The 16613-nt window shown below is 73.9% G+C and carries 11 protein-coding genes; 2 read left to right on the top strand and 9 right to left on the bottom strand.

Translation table 11 applies throughout. The features are described 5' to 3' along the window. Positions 1-6 precede the first annotated feature (6 nt). On the bottom strand, positions 7-3633 hold the full coding sequence (locus AB0J21_RS24605; RefSeq protein WP_363148253.1) for a DNA polymerase III subunit alpha: 3627 nt from the start codon (positions 3631-3633) through the stop codon (positions 7-9). 175 nt (positions 3634-3808) lie between these two features. Here AB0J21_RS24605 and AB0J21_RS24600 point away from each other — a divergent pair, with 175 nt between their 5' ends. Then, positions 3809-4951, top strand: coding sequence for a DUF3533 domain-containing protein (locus AB0J21_RS24600; protein WP_363148252.1), 1143 nt, complete (start codon positions 3809-3811; stop codon positions 4949-4951). A 115-nt stretch (positions 4952-5066) separates the two neighbouring features. Here the strand turns inward: AB0J21_RS24600 and AB0J21_RS24595 are convergent, their stop codons facing one another. Then, a complete protein-coding gene (locus tag AB0J21_RS24595; RefSeq protein ID WP_363148251.1) occupies positions 5067-6152 on the bottom strand; it encodes a S1 family peptidase in 1086 nt (361 codons plus the stop codon). Between the two features lie 660 nt (positions 6153-6812). Between AB0J21_RS24595 and thrS the strand changes: the two genes are divergently transcribed. Further along, complete coding sequence (gene thrS / locus AB0J21_RS24590) at positions 6813-8045, top strand: threonine--tRNA ligase (protein ID WP_363148384.1); 1233 nt, start codon at positions 6813-6815, stop codon at positions 8043-8045. A 69-nt stretch (positions 8046-8114) separates the two neighbouring features. Here thrS and AB0J21_RS24585 read toward each other — a convergent pair whose 3' ends face one another. The 7 genes from AB0J21_RS24585 to AB0J21_RS24555 all read right to left on the bottom strand — a co-directional run bounded on the left by AB0J21_RS24585 (position 8115) and on the right by AB0J21_RS24555 (position 16161). Continuing rightward, positions 8115-9014, bottom strand: coding sequence for a S1 family peptidase (locus AB0J21_RS24585; RefSeq protein ID WP_363148250.1), 900 nt, complete (start codon positions 9012-9014; stop codon positions 8115-8117). A 204-nt stretch (positions 9015-9218) separates the two neighbouring features. Then, on the bottom strand, positions 9219-10004 hold the full coding sequence (locus tag AB0J21_RS24580) for a DUF1684 domain-containing protein (RefSeq protein WP_363148383.1): 786 nt from the start codon (positions 10002-10004) through the stop codon (positions 9219-9221). Between the two features lie 77 nt (positions 10005-10081). Beyond that, positions 10082-11434, bottom strand: coding sequence for an NtaA/DmoA family FMN-dependent monooxygenase (locus AB0J21_RS24575; RefSeq protein WP_363148249.1), 1353 nt, complete (start codon positions 11432-11434; stop codon positions 10082-10084). Beyond that, entirely contained in the window at positions 11431-12504 is a 1074-nt protein-coding gene (locus tag AB0J21_RS24570; protein WP_363148248.1) for an LLM class flavin-dependent oxidoreductase, read from the bottom strand. The genes AB0J21_RS24575 and AB0J21_RS24570 overlap by 4 nt, the downstream gene beginning before the upstream one ends. A gap of 110 nt (positions 12505-12614) precedes the next feature. Next, positions 12615-13442 (bottom strand): amino acid ABC transporter ATP-binding protein, encoded by an 828-nt coding sequence (locus AB0J21_RS24565; protein ID WP_363148247.1) that lies wholly within the window; start codon positions 13440-13442, stop codon positions 12615-12617. Continuing rightward, positions 13439-15280, bottom strand: a complete 1842-nt coding sequence (locus AB0J21_RS24560; RefSeq protein ID WP_363148246.1) for an FAD/NAD(P)-binding protein — start codon at positions 15278-15280, stop codon at positions 13439-13441. Before AB0J21_RS24560 ends, AB0J21_RS24565 begins: the two co-directional genes overlap by 4 nt. Next, positions 15277-16161: an amino acid ABC transporter permease gene (locus tag AB0J21_RS24555; protein ID WP_363148245.1), complete on the bottom strand. Its 885-nt coding sequence runs from the start codon at positions 16159-16161 to the stop codon at positions 15277-15279. Before AB0J21_RS24555 ends, AB0J21_RS24560 begins: the two co-directional genes overlap by 4 nt. Positions 16162-16613: the final 452 nt, after the last annotated feature.

Raw genomic sequence — 16613 nt, 5'->3', positions numbered from 1 at the left:
GGGCCCTCATCCGGCGCTCCCCTGGCTCTGGTGCCACAGTTTTCCGCCGGCCAGGGTGCGGCCGGTCGCGGCGGTGTCGGCGCCCGCCGGTTTGAGGTCGGCCCACGGGTTGAGCTCGAAGCCGGTGGGCAGGGTGATGCGGCGGGCCGCCGAGGGGGGCTCCCCCGGTGTCTCGGCGAGGGGTTCGGCGAGTCTGGCGCAGACCGCGGCGAGCCCGCCCTCGGCGCGCAGTTCGAGGAGTTCGGCGAGGTTCCAGGCGGCGGTGCCGACGACGCTGAAGCTGCGCGGGCCCCGGCGTTGCACGGTGCCGCGCACGAGCAGCAGCCAGGAGTGGAAGACGGTGTGCGCGCAGCGTTCGTGGCTGTCGTCGAAGAAGGCGATGTCGACGAGTCCGCTGCCGTCGTCCAGCGTCGTGAAGACGACGCGTTTGCCGGAGCGGATGGGCGGGGTCTGGGTGGCCGCCTTCGCGCCCGCGACCAGGACCGTCGTGCCGTGCGGGACCTCGCGCAGGCGGCGCGCGGAGACCACGCCGAGTTCGTCGAGGAACTTCTGGTGGTCGCCCATGAGGTGGCGGGAGGTGTCCATGCCGAGGACGCCGAGTTCGGCGCTGAGCCGTTCGGTCTCGTCGAGGTCGGGCAGCCCGGCGGGCGCGGTGCGGCGGCCGCCGGACAGCGGGAGCTGGGCGCCGTGCGAGGCGGCGCCCCGGCCCATGCGGTGCAGTTCGGTCAGGTGCAGCAGCAGATCGCGGCGGTTGCCGCCGAAGGCGTCGAGCGCGCCGACCTGGGCGAGGCGTTCGGCGACGGGTTTCGAGGGGCGGGCGCGCTGCCAGAAGTCGAGCAGCGAGGTGAACGGCTGGGCGGCGACGAGGCGTTCGGCCTCGGCCTCGCTCATTCCGTGCACGTCGGCGAGGCCGAGCCGCACCCCCCACCGTTCCCGGCCGCCGGTGGCGCTCTTCCGGTCGTCGGCCGCTTTCCGGTTCCGCCCGTCAGGCGCGTCCCGCTCCTGTTCGCCGCCCGCGCGGCCAGATTGGCCGGACACCAGTTCGATACGGTGGGCGACCGCCGACCGGTTCACGTCCAGCGGCAGGATCGGCACCCCGCGCCTGCGGGCGTCCGCGAGCAGCAGTCGTTTGGGGTACATCCCGGGGTCGTGGGTGAGCAGACCCGCGTAGAAGGCGGCCGGATGGTGGGCCTTGAGCCAGGCGGACTGGTAGGTGGGCACCGCGAACGCGACGGCGTGCGCCTTGCAGAAGCCGTAGGAGCCGAAGGCCTCCACGATCTCCCAGGTGCGGGTGACCGTGTCCGCGTCGTAGCCGCGCGCGGCGGCCCGTTGGGCGAACCAGAAGCGGATGCGGCCCTGCGACTCGGGGTCGGACAGCCCGCGCCGCACCCGGTCGGCCTCGTCCCGGCCGCAGCCGGTCATGATGTCCACGAGGTCGATGATCTGCTCGTGGAAGACGACCACCCCGTAGGTGTCGGCGAGCGGCCCTTCGAGGTCGGGGTGCGGGAAGCGGACCGGGGCGCGGCCGTGCCGGGCCTCGATGAAGGGGCGCACCATGTCGGCGGCGACCGGTCCGGGCCGGAACAGGGAGATGTCCACGACCAGGTCGTGGAAGGTGGCGGGCTGGAGCCGGCCGACCAGGTCGCGCTGGCCGGGCGACTCGATCTGGAAACAGCCCAGCGTCTCGGTGGACTGGATGAGCCGGTACGTCCTCGGGTCGCCCTCCGGGATCGCGTCGATGTCCGGCGGGCTTCCGGTGGCGCGGCCGATCTCGGCGACCGCGTGGGCCATCGCGGACTGCATCCGCACGCCCAGCACGTCCAGTTTGAGCAGGCCGAGGTCCTCGACGTCCTCCTTGTCGAACTGGGCCATCGGCAGCCCCTCGCCGCTCGTGGGCACGACGGGCGTACGCGAGAGCAGCGAGGCGTCCGAGAGCAGGACCCCGCACGGGTGCATCGCGATCCCGCGCGGCAGCGCGTCGAGCCCCTCGACCAGTTCCCAGAACTTCGCGTACTTCTCGCGCTCCCCGGCGATCTCGGCCAGCTCCGGGAGTTCGTCCATCGCGGCGCGCGCGTCCCTGGCCCGGATGTGCGGGAACGCCTTGGCGATGCGGTCGATGTCGGCCGGGTCCATGGACAGGGCGGCGCCCACGTCGCGGATCGCGTGCCGCACGCGGTAGGTCTCGGGCATCGCGACGGTCGCGACGCGTTCGGGGCCGAAGCGGTCGAGGATCGCGCGGTAGACCTCGATCCGGCGGGCCGACTCGACGTCGATGTCGATGTCGGGCAGCACCGGGCGCCGCTTGGACAGGAAGCGCTCCATGAGCAGCCCGTGCTCCAGCGGGTCGGCGTGCGCGATGCCGATGAGGTGGTTGACCAGGGAGCCGGCGCCCGAACCGCGCGCCGCGACCCGGATGCCCAGGCCCCGCACGTCGTCGACGACCTGGGCGACGGTGAGGAAGTACGAGGCGAAGTCGTGGTGGGCGATGATGTCCAGCTCGTGGCGCGTGCGCTCCCAGTACTCGTCCGCCCTCGGGCCCCGGTCGTAGCCGCGCCGGACCATCCCGGCGACCGCGCGGGAGGCCAGGGTGCGCTGGGCGGTGCGGCGGCCCGCGCCGACGAGGTGGGCCTCGGGGAAGCGGACGGAGCCGATGCCGAGGTCGTCCTCGGGGTCGACGAGGCATTCGGCGGCGGTGCGGCGGGTCTGTTCCAGCAGCTGGTGGGCGGTGTGCGGCGGGAGGCCGGCGGCCGTCACGATCCGTCCGGCCTCATGCAGCATCCGGTCGCCGTCCTTGAGCCAGCGCTCCCCGCTGTCGAGTTCCCCGCGCGGGTCGATCGGTACGAGCCTGCGGGCCGCGTCCAGGACGTCGGCGATCTGCCCCTGGCCCGGGTCGGCGTAGCGCACGGCGTTGGTGAGCACGGGCCGTACCCGCTGCTCGGCGGCGAAGCCCACGGTGCGGGCGGCCAGGCGCAGCGAGCCCGGTCCGGTCCCGGTGCGGCCGTGGTGGACGGCTTCGAGGCGCAGGGCGTCCCCGTACCGCTCGCGCCAGGGCACGAGCAGCCGGGCGGCGCGGTCGGGGCGGCCCGCGGCGAGGGCGCGGCCCACGTCGGAGGCGGGGCCGAGCAGGACGGTGACGCCCTCCCCGTGGTTCTCCTCCCACGGCAGCAGCGGCGTCCCCTCCCCGGCGTGGGCGGCGGTGATCAGCCGGCACAGCGTGGCCCAGCCGCGCGCCCCGTCGCGGGCGAGAAAGGTCACCCGGGGCGCGGACTCGTCGAGGAAGGCTCCGCCGCGCACGGGGGTGCGCCGCCGTGCCGCCACGGGTCCGCGCGGCCCAGCGGGCGCCGGTTCGGCCACCGCGAGGTCCACGCCGAACAGGGGCCGCACCCCCTCCTTCGCGCACGCCTTGGCGAACCGTACGGAGCCGGCGAGGGTGTCGCGGTCGGTGAGGGCCACCGCGTCCATGCCGCGCCGCGCGGCGCGGGCGGCGAGCGTCTCGGGGTGCGAGGCGCCGTAGCGCAGCGAGTAGCCCGAGACGGTGTGCAGGTGGGTGAAGGGCTGGGGGCGTGCGGCCCCGTTCCCCGGCGGGTCCACGGCGCAAGCGCCCGCGCCCTCGGGGTGCGGAGAAAGCGTCATCTCCGTACCTCCTCGGACCAGTCGTTCCCACCCCCTCACCACCACCATAGACCACTTTCGAACGCTCGTACGATTAGCGGGTGCGGGGGTGGCCCGTGGCCCGGCGAGAGCGCCGCTACGCCATTCGGACCCCGCCCACCTGCGGGAACGGGGCGGAACACGGAGCGTGGTGGCTATGACGCAGACCGCCGACGCGCCGTCCGGACGCTTCCGGGACGAGGTGAGGAGTGCGGTCACCCCGCGTGCCGCACTGCTCGTTCTCGGCGTCCTCGCGCTCCAGCTCCTGTTCATCGCCTCCTACGTGGGGGCCCTGCACCACCCCGTTCCCACGGACATCAAGGTGGCGCTGGTCGCCCAGGACGAGCGGATCGCGCAGCAGAGCGCCCGCCGGATCGAACGGCTGCCGGGCAGACCGTTCTCCCCCCGGGTCCTCGCCGACGAGTCCGCCGCCCGGCACCAGATGCTGAACCGGGACGTCGACGCGGCCCTGCTGGTCGATCCGCGCGGGGAACGCGACCGGCTGCTCGTCGCGACCGGGCAGGGGGCCACCGAGACCCGGGTGATCCAGGAGATCTTCGGGGAACTGGTGCGCTCCCACGACCGGCTCATGGCCGTCGAGGACGTCGCTCCGGCCGATCCCGGGGACGCGGACGGGCTGTCCTCGTTCTATCTCGTGGTCGGCTGGTGCGTGGGCGGCTACCTGTGCGCCGCGATCCTCGCGATCAGCGCGGGCGCCCGGCCCGCCAACCGCGCGCGGGCCGTGATCCGGCTCGCGGTGACGGCCCTGTACGCCGTGGTCTCGGGGATCGTCGGCGCGGTGATCGTCGGCCCCGTCCTCGGCGCGCTGCCCGGGAGCGTGTTCGGGCTGTGGGGGCTGGGCGCCCTCGTCGTGTTCGCGGTGGGCGCGACGACCCTGGCCCTGCAGACGGTCTTCGGGATCGTCGGCATCGGCCTGGCGATCCTGCTCGTCGTGGTCGGGGGCAACCCGAGCGCGGGCGGTGCCTTCCCGGCGCCGCTGCTGCCGGACTTCTGGCGCGCGATCGGGCCGGCCCTGCCCCCGGGCGCCGGGACCTGGTCGGCCCGCTCGATCGCGTACTTCCGCGGCAACGCCCTCACCGGGCCGCTGCTGGTGCTGTCCGCGTGGGCCGCGGGCGGCGCCCTGGTCACCCTCCTCGGCACCGCCTTCCGCGGCCGGGGCACTTCGGCGGGACGCCATTACGGGGTGCGGCGGCCGGTGCCGGAGGGGCCGGGACGGGGAGAGCCGGGGCCGGAAGGGCCGGGCCCGGCGGGGCCCGGCACCGGGGCCACGGCCTCCTGAGCCCGCTCCCCTTCCCGCCACTCCCCCCGCTTCCCCGCCGCACGCGGAACGTCCCGGTCCCCGGGGTACGGGGGCCGGGACGTCCGGGTTCAGCTCCGGGGCACGGGGAGCCGGGTCAGCCGATCTGGGCGCCGGTGGCGGAGAGCGCCTCGGTCACCGGCTGGAAGAAGGTCTCGCCGCCCGAGGAGCAGTCACCGCTGCCGCCGGAGGTGAGGCCGACCGCGCTGGAGCCCGCGAAGAGCGAGCCGCCGCTGTCGCCGGGCTCGGCGCACACGGTGGTCTGGATCAGGCCCTCCACGATGTCGCCGCCGCCGTAGTTCACGGTCTGGTTCAGGCCGGTGACCTTGCCGTCGTGCACGCCGGTGGTGGAACCGGAGCGGGTGACGGTCTGGCCGACCTGGGCGTTGGCCGCGCCGGTGATCTGCTGGCTGCTGCCGTTGTACAGGTCCACCTCGCTCGGGTGCGAGACGCTTGAGCTGTACTTGACGAGACCGAAGTCGTTGCCCGGGAACTCGGAGACCGCGTTGCTGCCCAGCGCGTTGCCGTTCGCGTCGGTCCAGTTGTCGATGGCCTCGGTGCAGTGGCCCGCGGTGAGGAAGGCGGGCGCGCCGCCGACCGTCACGTTGAAGCCGAGGGAGCAGCGTCCGCCGGAGCCGTTGATGGCGTCCCCGCCGGAGATGAAGGGCTTGAACGCTCCCTTGCTCTGCTTGAGCGTGGCCTTCGAGCCGAGCTTCTCCACGGCCGCCGTCAGCTTGGCGAGCTTCGCGCCCTTGACGGTGCGGTCGGCGGTGACGACGACCTTGTTGGAGACCGGGTCCACGCCCCAGGCGGTGCCGGGTATCGCGGTGGTCTGCTCGGCCACGGCCGAACGCGCGGACTTCAGCTCGGCCAGGGTGTGCTGGACGACTCTCGCCTTGGCCCCGGCGGCGCGGGCCGTCTGCGCGGCCTCGTCGCTCGTGACGTTGACGACGAGCTGCTTGGCCCGTGCGTCGTAGTAGGTTCCCGCCGCTTCCTTGCCGAGGTGTCCGGTGAGGGTCGAGGCGAGCTTTTCGGCCTTCGGTGCGGTGAGGGTGTGCGGAGCGGCGGTGGGGGTCGCCTCCGTCGCGTTCGCGGTCTGGAAGGTGAAACCGGCCGCGAGCAGTGCGGCCACTCCCGTGCCGGCGATGGCGGCACGCCGCCCGGTGGTCCGTCGGTGCGTCATTTCACGTCCTCCTGTGGGGGGTTGGTCCCGGCCGCTGTGGGGGGCCGGGACCGGAAGGCGTTCGCACACGTCGCCATGGCGCAGGAAAAGCCGCGTTCATGCCAACGTGTGACGCCCACTATTGCGAGGGCTCACAGCCGCACACAAGGTCGAGATCCGGCCTCGCCTTCGAACGGAGCGAATGCCTCCGCCCTGGGCCGTGGCCGCCGGTCACACCTGCTCCGTTCACGGAGCAAAGCGGGAACGGAGCCCTGAGCCCCTGCCGGGTGACCGCACGTGAGGAGCAGACCTGGCCCGTTCTCGCCCCTGGCGCCGCGAGGGCTCCGTGACCGGCGTGCCAACGGCATGAGCAGAAGCAAAGGCCCCGTGAAGGACCTGCGGACGGCTGGGGGACGCGGGCCCGGAGCCCGCGCCGACCGCTTCCCGGGCCCGGAAAACCGGATGCCCTCCCGCGACCCCCCTTGCTACGGTCCCGGCATGAAGCGCGCTGCCATGATCACGACGACGCCGGAGAGTGTCCCGGCGCGCTGACCGCTGATCTGAAGCGAAGCCCCGGGGCGGGTGCCCCGGGGCTTTTCCGTGCGGTCACCCGCTCCTCACCCGAACCGGAGGAGCCCGCCCGTGAACGCCTCACCCCTGCACACCCCGCCTGCGACCGCCCTGCCCGACCACCGCAGGCTCGGGCGTGAGCTGGAGCTGTTCGGCACCGATCCGCTGCTCGGCTCCGGTCTGCCGTACTGGCTGCCGGACGGGGCCACCCTGCGCCACACCCTGGAGGAGTACGTACGCGGTCTCGAAGTGCGGGCCGGCTACCGCCACGTGTACTCCCCCGTGCTCGGCAAACGGGAGCTGTACGAGTGCTCGGGGCACTGGGCGCACTACAGCGAGGACATGTTCCCGCCCATGGAGCTGGGCGGGGAGCAGTTCGTGCTGCGCCCGAGCCTGTGCCCGCACCACGCGCTGATCTACCGCTCCCGCGTCCGCAGCCACCGCGAACTGCCGCTGCGCCTCGCCGAGTTGGGCGGCATGTTCCGCTCCGAGCCCTCGGGGGTGCTGGGCGGGCTGACCCGGGTGCGCGCGATCGGGCTCAACGACGCGCACGTGTTCTGCGCCCCGGAGCAGATCGCCGGGGAGGTGGACGCCGCGCTGGGGCTGATCCGCGAGGCGTACGCGGCGCTGGGCCTGCGGGCGGCCCGCTACCGGCTGTCGCTGCCGGGCGAGGGCGGGAAGTACGTGGCCGAGCCGGCGTTGTGGGAGCGGTCGGTCGCGGTGCTCACCGAGGCGCTGGAGCGCTCCGGCCTGCTGTACGAGGCGGTGGCCGGGGAGGCCGCGTTCTACGGGCCGAAGATCGATGTGCAGATCGCGGACCCGGCGGGCCGGGAGTCGACTCTCTCCACCGTGCAGGCCGACTTCCACCAGCCCGCGCGCTTCGGTCTGCGCTATGTGGCGCCGGACGGTTCACGGCGGCGGCCGGTGATGATCCACCGCAGCGTCCTCGGCAGTCTGGAGCGGGTGGTGGCCCACCTGGTCGAGGTGCACGGGGGCGCGTTCCCCGCGTGGCTGGCCCCGGTCCAGGTCCGGGTCCTGCCGGTGTCGGCGTCCCAGGAGGCGCTCGCCGGGGAGTTCGTACGGCGTGCTCGCGCGGCGGGCCTGCGCGCGGAGCCGGTCCTCGCCGACCGGGGCAGCCTCGGCGCCCGGGTCCGCGCGGCCCGCCTCGCGCCGTACGTCGCGGTCCTCGGCGAGCAGGAGGCGCGCAGCGGCGGGGTCAGCCTGCGGCCGCGCGAGGACCGGCGGCCCGTGTCGATGGGCGTGGAGGAGGCGCTGCGGATGATGTGCGAGCACAGCCGCCCGGGGGCGGAGCGGCACCGGGGGCCCGGCGGCGCGGGCGTCTGAGGCTCGGGTGCGGGGGTGCCGGTGGCCGCCGCGGACAGCCACCGGCACCCCGCGCGGGCGGGGCCGGTGTCAGTAGATGCTGACGCCGTACGCGCTCAGCGCCTCGGTGACCGGCTGGAAGTACGTCGTACCGCCCGAGGAGCAGTCGCCGCTGCCGCCCGAGGTCAGGCCGATCGCCTTGTTGCCGGAGTACAGCGGGCCGCCGGAGTCGCCGGGCTCGGCGCACACGTTGGTGCGGATGAGCCCGCTGACGACGCCGTCGGCCCCGTAGTTCACCGTCGCGTTGAGGGCGGAGACGGTGCCGCTGTGGATACCGGTGGTGGAACCGCGCCGGGTCACGCTCATCCCGACGGTGGCGTTCGCGGCGCTCGTGATGTCCACGCTGCCGACGGTCCCGTCCTTGGCGACGGAGTTGTTGGTGTAGCGCACCAGTCCGTAGTCGTTGCCGGGGAAGCTGGATCCGGCGGTGGTGCCGAGGGTGGTGGTGTGCCCGGAGTTGGACCACCAGGTGCCCGCGCCGTCGGTGCAGTGACCGGCGGTCAGGAAGTAGTAGGTGCTGCCGCTGCGGACGTTGAAGCCAAGGGAGCAGCGCCAGGAGGTGGCGTAGATGGCGTCGCCGCCGGAGATGAGCTTGCTGAAGGTGCCGGGGGTGCGCTCGATGGTCAGGGCGCCCGCGTTGGCCCCGGCCGCGTCCTTGATCTTCTGGATCTCGGCCTGGCTGACGGTGCTGTCGACGGTGACCTGGAGCTTCTTGGTCTTCGGGTCGATGTTCCAGGCGGTGCCGCCGATGTCGGCGGCGAGGACGGCATCGCTCGCGGAGGTGAGCTGCGCGGTGGAGTACGTGGTCTCCTGTCCGGCCTGCGCGGCGGGAATCGCGAGTCCGGCCGCGGCGACGAGTCCGGTGGCCACGGCGATCAGCCGGGTCCGTCTCGTCACGCCGCTGCGGGGGGTGGTGCGCTTGATCCTCACGTGGTTCCTCCCAATTGGGGAATCGGGGGCCCGTCTGTGGGGTCGGGCCCGTGAGGCGCAGCCGGGGCCGCCGCCTTCCGGGTTCCGGAAGGCGGCGGCCCTGACAAGCGCTGTTCGGGAGTTTCTGTGACCACGCTGTGAACGCACAAGGGCGGCTTTCGGCCGTCGGTATGAACGGTCAACCCACCGGCACAGCACGCGAGTTCACCCTTCGACGAGGTTCCGCTCCCCGGCTTCGACGGCGATCGGAAGGGTGTTGCCCGCGGGCGGGAAGGGGCACAGGAAGTGATCGGCGAGGGCGCAGGGTGGCAGCACCGCGCGGTTGAAGTCGGCCCGGACGCGGCCCTCGGCGTCGGGGGCCGGCGTGCGCAGGAAGCGGAACCGGAAGCTGCCCGATCCGCTCGTGGCGTCCGCGAACACGGCCCACAGCCCGCCGTCCGCCTCGACGGCGACCCGCAGCCGGTGCTCGTGTCCCTCCAGACGGAAGTCCAGGTCACCGCCGAGGCCGAGCCCGCGTTCACGTCCGTCGGCGTTCGCGACCCGCTCGGTGCGGGTGGACGCGTACGGGGTGAAGCGGCCGGCCACGCTCCAGCGCGCGTCCCAGGGGCTGACGGTGAGTCCGGGGAAGGCGGTACGGGCGGGCGCGGCCGGGTCGTGGACGCGTACCGCCCACTCCCCCTCGCGCCGCAGGACGAGCAGCCGGCGGCGGCCCGCGGCGACCCGGGAGGCGGCGGGCCCCCCGGTGTCGGGGCTCAGCAGCGCCTCCCCCGCGTACGGCCTGCCGTCGACGGTGAGGCCGGTGCCGCGGGTCAGGGACAGGCTCTCCCCGGCGGGCCGCCAGCGCCCGGGAATGTCCGGAAGCAGGCCGTCCGGGTGGTCGGCGAGCCAGTGGGTGCCGGTCACGGAGAGCGGTCCGAGGGGAGCGGTGAGCGCCTCGGACCTGCGGGCGCGCCACTCCTGCCACACCTGCACCTCCTGTGCCTCCCGCACCTCTTGGACGTCCTGTGCCTCCCGCACCTTCGATGTCTGCGGTGTCTGCGGTCCGGCGGGGGCCGGGGTCTCGGTGGTCACGCGGGTTCCTTTCGCGGGGCGCGGCGCGCGGCGGGTTCGCGCAGCCCCAGGTGGGAGCGGAGGGTGGTGCCGGTGTACGCGGTGCGGAAGACGCCGCGTTCCTGGAGCAGCGGGACGACCCGGTCCACGAAGGGGTCGAGCCCGCCGGGGGTGAGGTGCGGGACGAGGATGAATCCGTCGGCGGCCCCCGCGTCGACGTACCGCTGCATCGCGGCGGCGACGGTGGCGGGGGTGCCGACGAAGGACTGCCGGCTCGATGCCTCGATGACGGTCTGCCGGATGGACAGGCCCTTGGCGCGGGAGAGGGCGCGCCACTTCTCGGCGACCGCGAAGGGGTCGCCGTGCCGCACCCGGCCCTGGACCAGTTCGGAGTCGGGGACCGGGTCGATGTCGGGCAGCGGCCCGTCCGGGTCGTAGGAGGAGAGGTCGACGCCCCAGACCAGTTCGAGGGCGAGCAGGGCGTTCTGCGGGGAGACCTGCTGCCGGCGGATCTCGGCGGCGTTCTCCTGGGCCTCGGCGTCGGTGTCGCCGAGCACGAAGGTGACCCCCGGCATGATCACGAGGTCCTCGGGCCGCCTGCCGTACCGGGCGAGCCGGCCCTTGACGTCGGCGTGGAAGGCGCGGCCGGCCTCCAGGGTGCCGTGCCGGGTGAAGACGACGTCGGCGGCGCTCGCGGCGAACTCCCGCCCCTGCGGGGAGTCCCCGGCCTGGATGACGACAGGGTGGCCCTGCGGCGAGCGGGGCACCGGCCACACCCCCTCGATCGAGAACTGCGGCCCGTGGTGGGCGAAGGGGCCGGTGCCGTTCTCGCCCGGGGCGTCCCACAGTTCGCGGGCGGTGTCGAGGAACTCGGCGGCGCGGGTGTAGCGGTCGGCGCGGTCGAGGTAGCCGCCGCGCCGGAAGTTCTCCCCGGTGAAGGCGTCGGAGGAGGTCACGACGTTCCACGCGGCGCGGCCCGCGCTGAGGTGGTCGAGGGAGGCGAGGCGGCGGGCGAGTTCGTAGGGCTCGTTGAAGGTCGTGTTGACGGTCGCGGCCAGGCCGAGCCGTTCGGTGACGGCGGCGAGCGCGTTCAGCACGGTGATCGACTCGGGCCGGCCGACGACGTCGAGATCGTGGATGCGGCCGTTGTGCTCGCGCAGCCGCAGCCCCTCGGCGAGGAAGAAGAAGTCGAACAGCCCGCGCTCCGCGGTGCGCGCGAGGTGGGTGAAGGAGCTGAAGTCGATCTGTGAGCCGGAACGCGGATCGGCCCATACGGTCGTGCTGTTGACGCCGGGGAAGTGCGCGGCGAGACGGATCTGCCGGGGGCGGCCGGCGGGGGCGGGTGCTTCGGCGGACGCGTCGGTGCTCATGCGTGCTCCCCGGCGTGGAGGTTGGCGGGGCGGGCGAGTCCGAGGTGCTCGCGCAGGGTCGCGCCCGGGTAGAAGGTGCGGAACAACCCCCGGTGCTGGAGCACGGCGACCGTGCCGTTGACGAGGCGTTCGAGGTCGGGCAGGGGTTCGGCGGGGGTGAGGTGGAAGCCGTCGACGGCGCCCGAGCCGTGCCAGTCGACGAGGAGTTCGGCGAGGTCGACGGGGCCGCCCCGGTAGAAGGGCCCGCGCGGTCCGGGGCGGGGCCCGCCGCCGCCGTGTCCTGGCCGCGCCGCCCCCTCCCCGTCGCACAGGTCCACGGTGAGCGCGGCGAGGACCCGCAGCGTGTCGGGGTCGCGGCCCGACTCGGCCGCCCGCTCCCGCAGTTCGCGGCGCAGCGTGGCGGCCTCGGCCCGCCCGGAGACGCGGACGAGGGCGACGTCGGCGTACCGCGCGGCGGTCCGCCGGGGCAGTTCCTCGGTGGCGTCCACGACGATCACCGGATGGCCCTGCGGGGGGCGCGGGACGATGGAGGGGCCGCGGACCGAGAAGGTGCTGCCCTCGTAGTCGGTGTAGTGCAGTTTCCCGCGGTCCACGAAGCGGCCGGTGGACAGGTCGCGGATCTCCGCGTCGTCCTCCCAGCTGTCCCACAGCAGTCGCGCCACCTCGGCGACCTCTGCCGCCTCCTGCCACAGCGCGGTGGCGGGGGCGGCGGGCCTGCGGCCGAACAGCCGGGCCTCGGCGACGGTCGTGGACACGTCGACGCCCCAGCCGGCCCGGCCGTGGCTGACCCAGTCGAGGGTCGCGAGGGCGGCCTGGACGTGGAAGGGCTCGGTGTGGGTCGTGGTCACGGTCGGCACGAGCCCCACCCGGTCGGTGAGGGGCGCGAGCCGGGACAGCACCGCGAGGGCGTCGAGTCCGGGCCGGGCGAGACAGTCGCCGAGCGTGACGAAGTCCAGGGCGCCCCGCTCGGCGAGGGCGGCCAGGCGCCGGAAGTCCTCGGCTCGGGTGGCGCCGGGCAGGTCGATGGCCGCGGCGAGGTGGAATCGCCCGGGGCCGTGTGCGACGGTCATGGTGGGGGGCCTTTCTCGGGACTCGGGCTCGGGACTCGGGGCGGGGCGGGACACCGGCTCGACGCGGGCCGGCCCCGGCTCTCGCGAACCTCGGGCTCACAGGACTCGGCTCACAGGACCTTGGAGAGGAACGCGCGGGTGCGGTCGTGGGCCGGCCGGTCGAGCAGTTGCCCGGGCGGGCCCTGTTCGAGGACGCGGCCCTCGTCCATGAAGACCACGGTGTCGGCGACCTCCCGGGCGAAGCCGATCTCGTGGGTGACGACGATCATGGTGGTGCCCTGGCGGGCCACGTCCTTGATGACGTCGAGCACCTCGCCGACGAGTTCGGGGTCGAGCGCCGAGGTCGGCTCGTCGAACAGCAGCAGCCGGGGTTCGAGCGCGAGGGCGCGGGCGATGGCGACGCGCTGCTGCTGGCCGCCGGAGAGCTGCCGCGGATAGGCGCCGGCCTTGTCGGCGAGGCCGACCCGCTCCAGCAGCCGCCGCGCGCTCGCGTGTGCCTCGGCGCGCGGCCTGCGCAGCGCGGAGAGCGGCGCCTCGACGATGTTCTCCTCGACCGTGAGGTGCGGGAAGAGGTGGAAGTTCTGGAACACGAAGCCGATCGCGGTGCGCTGCCGCAGGATCTCCCGCTCGCGCAGTTCGTACAGCTTGTCGCCAAAGCGCCGGTAGCCGACGAGCGCCCCGCCGACCGTGATGGTGCCCCGGTCCACCTTCTCCAGGTGGTTGATGGTGCGCAGCAGCGTGGACTTCCCGGAGCCGGAGGGGCCGAGGATCACGGTGACCTCCCCGGTCCGCACGGCGAGGTCGATGCCGCGCAGCACCTCCAGGGAGCCGAAGCTCTTGTGCACGCCCCGGATCTCGACCAGGGGCGCGGGGCCCGCGCCGTCCTGCGCGTCGGCGGGTGCGGGGCCGCTCCCGGTGGTGGCTGCGGTGACGCTCATCGCGTGGTCTCCCTCTCGGTCGTGGTGGGCGCTTTCGGCAGGTCCGCGGCCCGGCCGGGGCCGCCGGGGCCGCTTTCGTGCGCGCTCTCGCGCAAGGCGTCGAGCAGGGCGCGGGCCGTCGCGTCGTTCTGCCGGAAGGCCGGGCTGTTGGTACGGGGCCGGGCGAAGGCCCCGGCGCCGCGCGCGTCGGTGTGCGGGCCCAGCGCGAACAGCCGGGGGTGCGCTGACCCGTCGGCGTACCGCACCCGTCCGTCCTCGGGCCGTACGGTGAGCAGCCCGTCGGAGGTGGCGGCGGCGCCGTCCGCGAACAGGGCGCGCAGCAGCGGGTCGCGGACCCGGTCGGCGGTGGGCTGCGGCAGCCGGGCCTCGACGAGGGCGCGGGCGGTGACCGGGTGCCCCGGTACGGTCGCCGAGCGCGCGCTGAACCCCTCGGGTACGGCGGTCACGGTGGTGTCCGCGCCGAGGAAGCGCACGATCCCGGCCTCCGAGAGGGCCCGCAGTTGCCGCAGTCGCGGTCCGGGCGGGCCCGAGGCGAGGTAGCTGAAGAACCCGTGCCACCAGGGGCCGATGTCGCCGAGCCGCATGATCTGCCCGTAGACGGAGAGCAGCGCGAGGAACACCGCGAGGTCCTCGCCGTGCCCGGGGTCGTGGCGGCGCGCGAGGTCCGCGTCGATGTGGCCGCGCAGGTGTTCCTGGAGCGCGTCGAAGCTGTCGAGGCGCACCCCGTCGAGCGGCCGGTCCAGGGCGTCGAGGTCGAGCCGGTCGGCCGGGTCGGGCACGGCGACGGCCACCAGGGCGTCGAGTTCACGGCCGAGCGGCTCGGCGCGCGCGTACCGCTCCTCGAAGTCCGCCCAGTCCATGGTGGTGCTCCCGGGCCGCGCGCGGAACAGCCGGTGGTAGTGCGCGAAGCCGAGTTCCTTGACGACGAGCGGCCACACGTCACGCCGGAAGTCGGGCGGCACCGGGCGGGAGCGCAGCTCCTCGGTCTGCTCGGGTCCGAAGAACCGGGGCAGCGGCGGGCGTTGGCCGCTCCACTGGTAGCCGATCTTCGAGTGGTAGGGCACTCCGCGCCGCGAGCCGACGTACAGGACGGGTTCGCGTCCCGAGGGCAGGTAGCGGCCGTGCTCGTCGTAGCGGCCGCCGCGCCCCTCGGTCAGCAGCACCATGAGGTCGACGAAGGCGAGTCCGAAGCCGCGCACGAGGACGGGCTCCCCGGGGGCGAGCGGGGACAGGTCGCTGTCGGCGGTGTAGTCGGGCGGCAGGTAGGTGAGCCCGTGGCGCCGGGCGTGGGCGCTCAACGCCCGCTGTTCGGCGTCCGGTTCGGCGTCCTGGTGGCCGAGGGTGAGGACGACGAGGTCGGCGGTCAGCGGTTGCGCGACGCCCTCCAGCCACACCTCCTGCGGTCCGCCGCGGCGCGGTCCCGTCACCCGCAGGGCGCGCCGCCGGTGCTCGTGGACGGCGATCCCGGGGGGCAGGGCCTCGACGGCCGACTCGTAGGCCCAGCGCAGGTATCCGCCCTGGGTGCGCCGGTCGGCGAAGTCCGCGCCCTCGATCCCGGCCCATTCGTGCAGCGTGGGCCCGGGCACGACGGGCCCCTCGATCACCACGCTGTCGTCGGTGAACAGGGTGACGTCCTCGGCCATGGAGTTCATCCACAGCAGCGGGGACTGCGCGCGCCGCCAGATCCGCCCGGGACCGGCCGGATAGGGGTCCACGAGGTGCACGTCGAGCCCCGGATACCCGTATGGGGAAGGCGAGTTGGCGGCTATCCGCTCCAGCAGGCCGGTGGCGCGGGGGCCGGCGCCGACGAGGACGAGGCTGCGTCTGCGGCGACTCACGAGCGCCCCGTTCCCCGCGCGTAGCGCTTCTCGACGTAGTGCTGGCCGATGCTGAGCACGGTCGTGACAAGGGCGTACCAGATGGTCGCGACGAGCAGCAGCGGGATGACCTGGTAGGTGCGGTGGTAGACGAGCTGCACGGAGTACAGCAGGTCCTGGACCGCGATGACGCTGACGATGGAGGTGCCCTTGAGCGCGCCGATCAGCATGTTCCCGGCCGGGGGCACGATGGCGCGCATGGCCTGCGGGAGCACGATCCGGCGCAGCCTGCGCCCGGGGCTCAGCCCGAGGGACTGCGCGGCCTCGATCTGGCCCCGGTCCACGGACAGCAGTCCGCCGCGCACGACCTCGGCGGCGTAGGCGGCCTCGTGCAGGGTGAGGCCGATGATCGCGACGGTGACGGGACCGAGCAGGTCGACGGTCCTGACGGTCAGGAACTCGGGCCCGAAGGGGATGCCGAGGCCGAGCCGGGGGTAGAGGGCGCCGATGTTGAACCAGAACAGCAGCTGCACGAGGATCGGCGTGGAGCGGAAGAACCAGATGTAGCCGTAACTCACCCAGGACAGCACGGGGTTGGACGAGAGTCTGCCGAGGGCCAGCAGGGTGCCGAGCGCGAAGCCGAGGACCATCACCACGGCGGTGAGCCACAGGGTCAGGCCCAGCCCGCGCAGGACGGCGGTGGTGGTGAAGTAGTCGGCGACGACGTCCCACTGGAAGGCGTCGTTGCGTACGACGGAGTTGACCGCCATGGCCAGCAGCAGGAGGACGACGAGCGCGGCGGCCCACTGCCCGGTCCTGCGGACGGGCACGACGCGGGGCTGCGTCCCGGGCGGTTCCTCGGCCGCGGCCGAGGCTTTGACGAGTGTGTCGGAGGACGACATGCGGGGGCTCCGTGGATGCGATGAGCGACACGGTCCCGCCTTCACGCGGCCCGCGCCCCTCAGCACGTACCGCCCCAAGAGCGTACGGCCGGGCGCACCACCGCGGTCAAGTGCCGTTGTGTGAACGCTGTATGACAAGGTGCGGCGCACTCCGGTACCGGGCCGGGCATCGCGCTGCGGAGCAGCTCACCACCATCTGTCCGCATACTGAGCCTGCCGTCTCAGAACGTTGACGGAGCCCCGCTCGCCTGCTCCACTGGTCCGCATGCATCTGCGGCAGCGGCTCGTCACGCGGTCCCACATCGACTTCGGTCGCGTGTGGTCGGCCTCCTGTCGCCTGCCCGGCGCCCGCGCGGCCTGTTGTTGATCCACCCGCGCCGCCTCTGGCGCGGCCGGTCCCGGCGCTCCCTTTTCCTTCCTCTCCGCGATCTCCGCGCTGCCCGCGCCCTCCG

Origin of the sequence: Streptomyces sp. NPDC049954 (assembly GCF_040656295.1) — a bacterium.
Taxonomy (GTDB): Bacteria; Actinomycetota; Actinomycetes; order Streptomycetales; family Streptomycetaceae; genus Streptomyces.
This window is presented reverse-complemented; position numbering and strand designations above follow the sequence as displayed.

Bases quoted from the DNA above. Each gene is read 5' to 3' on its own strand.
- AB0J21_RS24595 (WP_363148251.1), bottom strand. From the start codon at position 6,152: ATGACGCACCGACGGACCACCGGGCGGCGTGCCGCCATCGCCGGCACG.
- AB0J21_RS24605 (WP_363148253.1), bottom strand. From the start codon at position 3,633: ATGACGCTTTCTCCGCACCCCGAGGGCGCGGGCGCTTGCGCCGTGGAC.
- AB0J21_RS24570 (WP_363148248.1), bottom strand. From the start codon at position 12,504: ATGACCGTCGCACACGGCCCCGGGCGATTCCACCTCGCCGCGGCCATC.
- AB0J21_RS24555 (WP_363148245.1), bottom strand. From the start codon at position 16,161: ATGTCGTCCTCCGACACACTCGTCAAAGCCTCGGCCGCGGCCGAGGAA.
- AB0J21_RS24600 (WP_363148252.1), top strand. From the start codon at position 3,809: ATGACGCAGACCGCCGACGCGCCGTCCGGACGCTTCCGGGACGAGGTG.
- AB0J21_RS24575 (WP_363148249.1), bottom strand. From the start codon at position 11,434: ATGAGCACCGACGCGTCCGCCGAAGCACCCGCCCCCGCCGGCCGCCCC.
- AB0J21_RS24565 (WP_363148247.1), bottom strand. From the start codon at position 13,442: ATGAGCGTCACCGCAGCCACCACCGGGAGCGGCCCCGCACCCGCCGAC.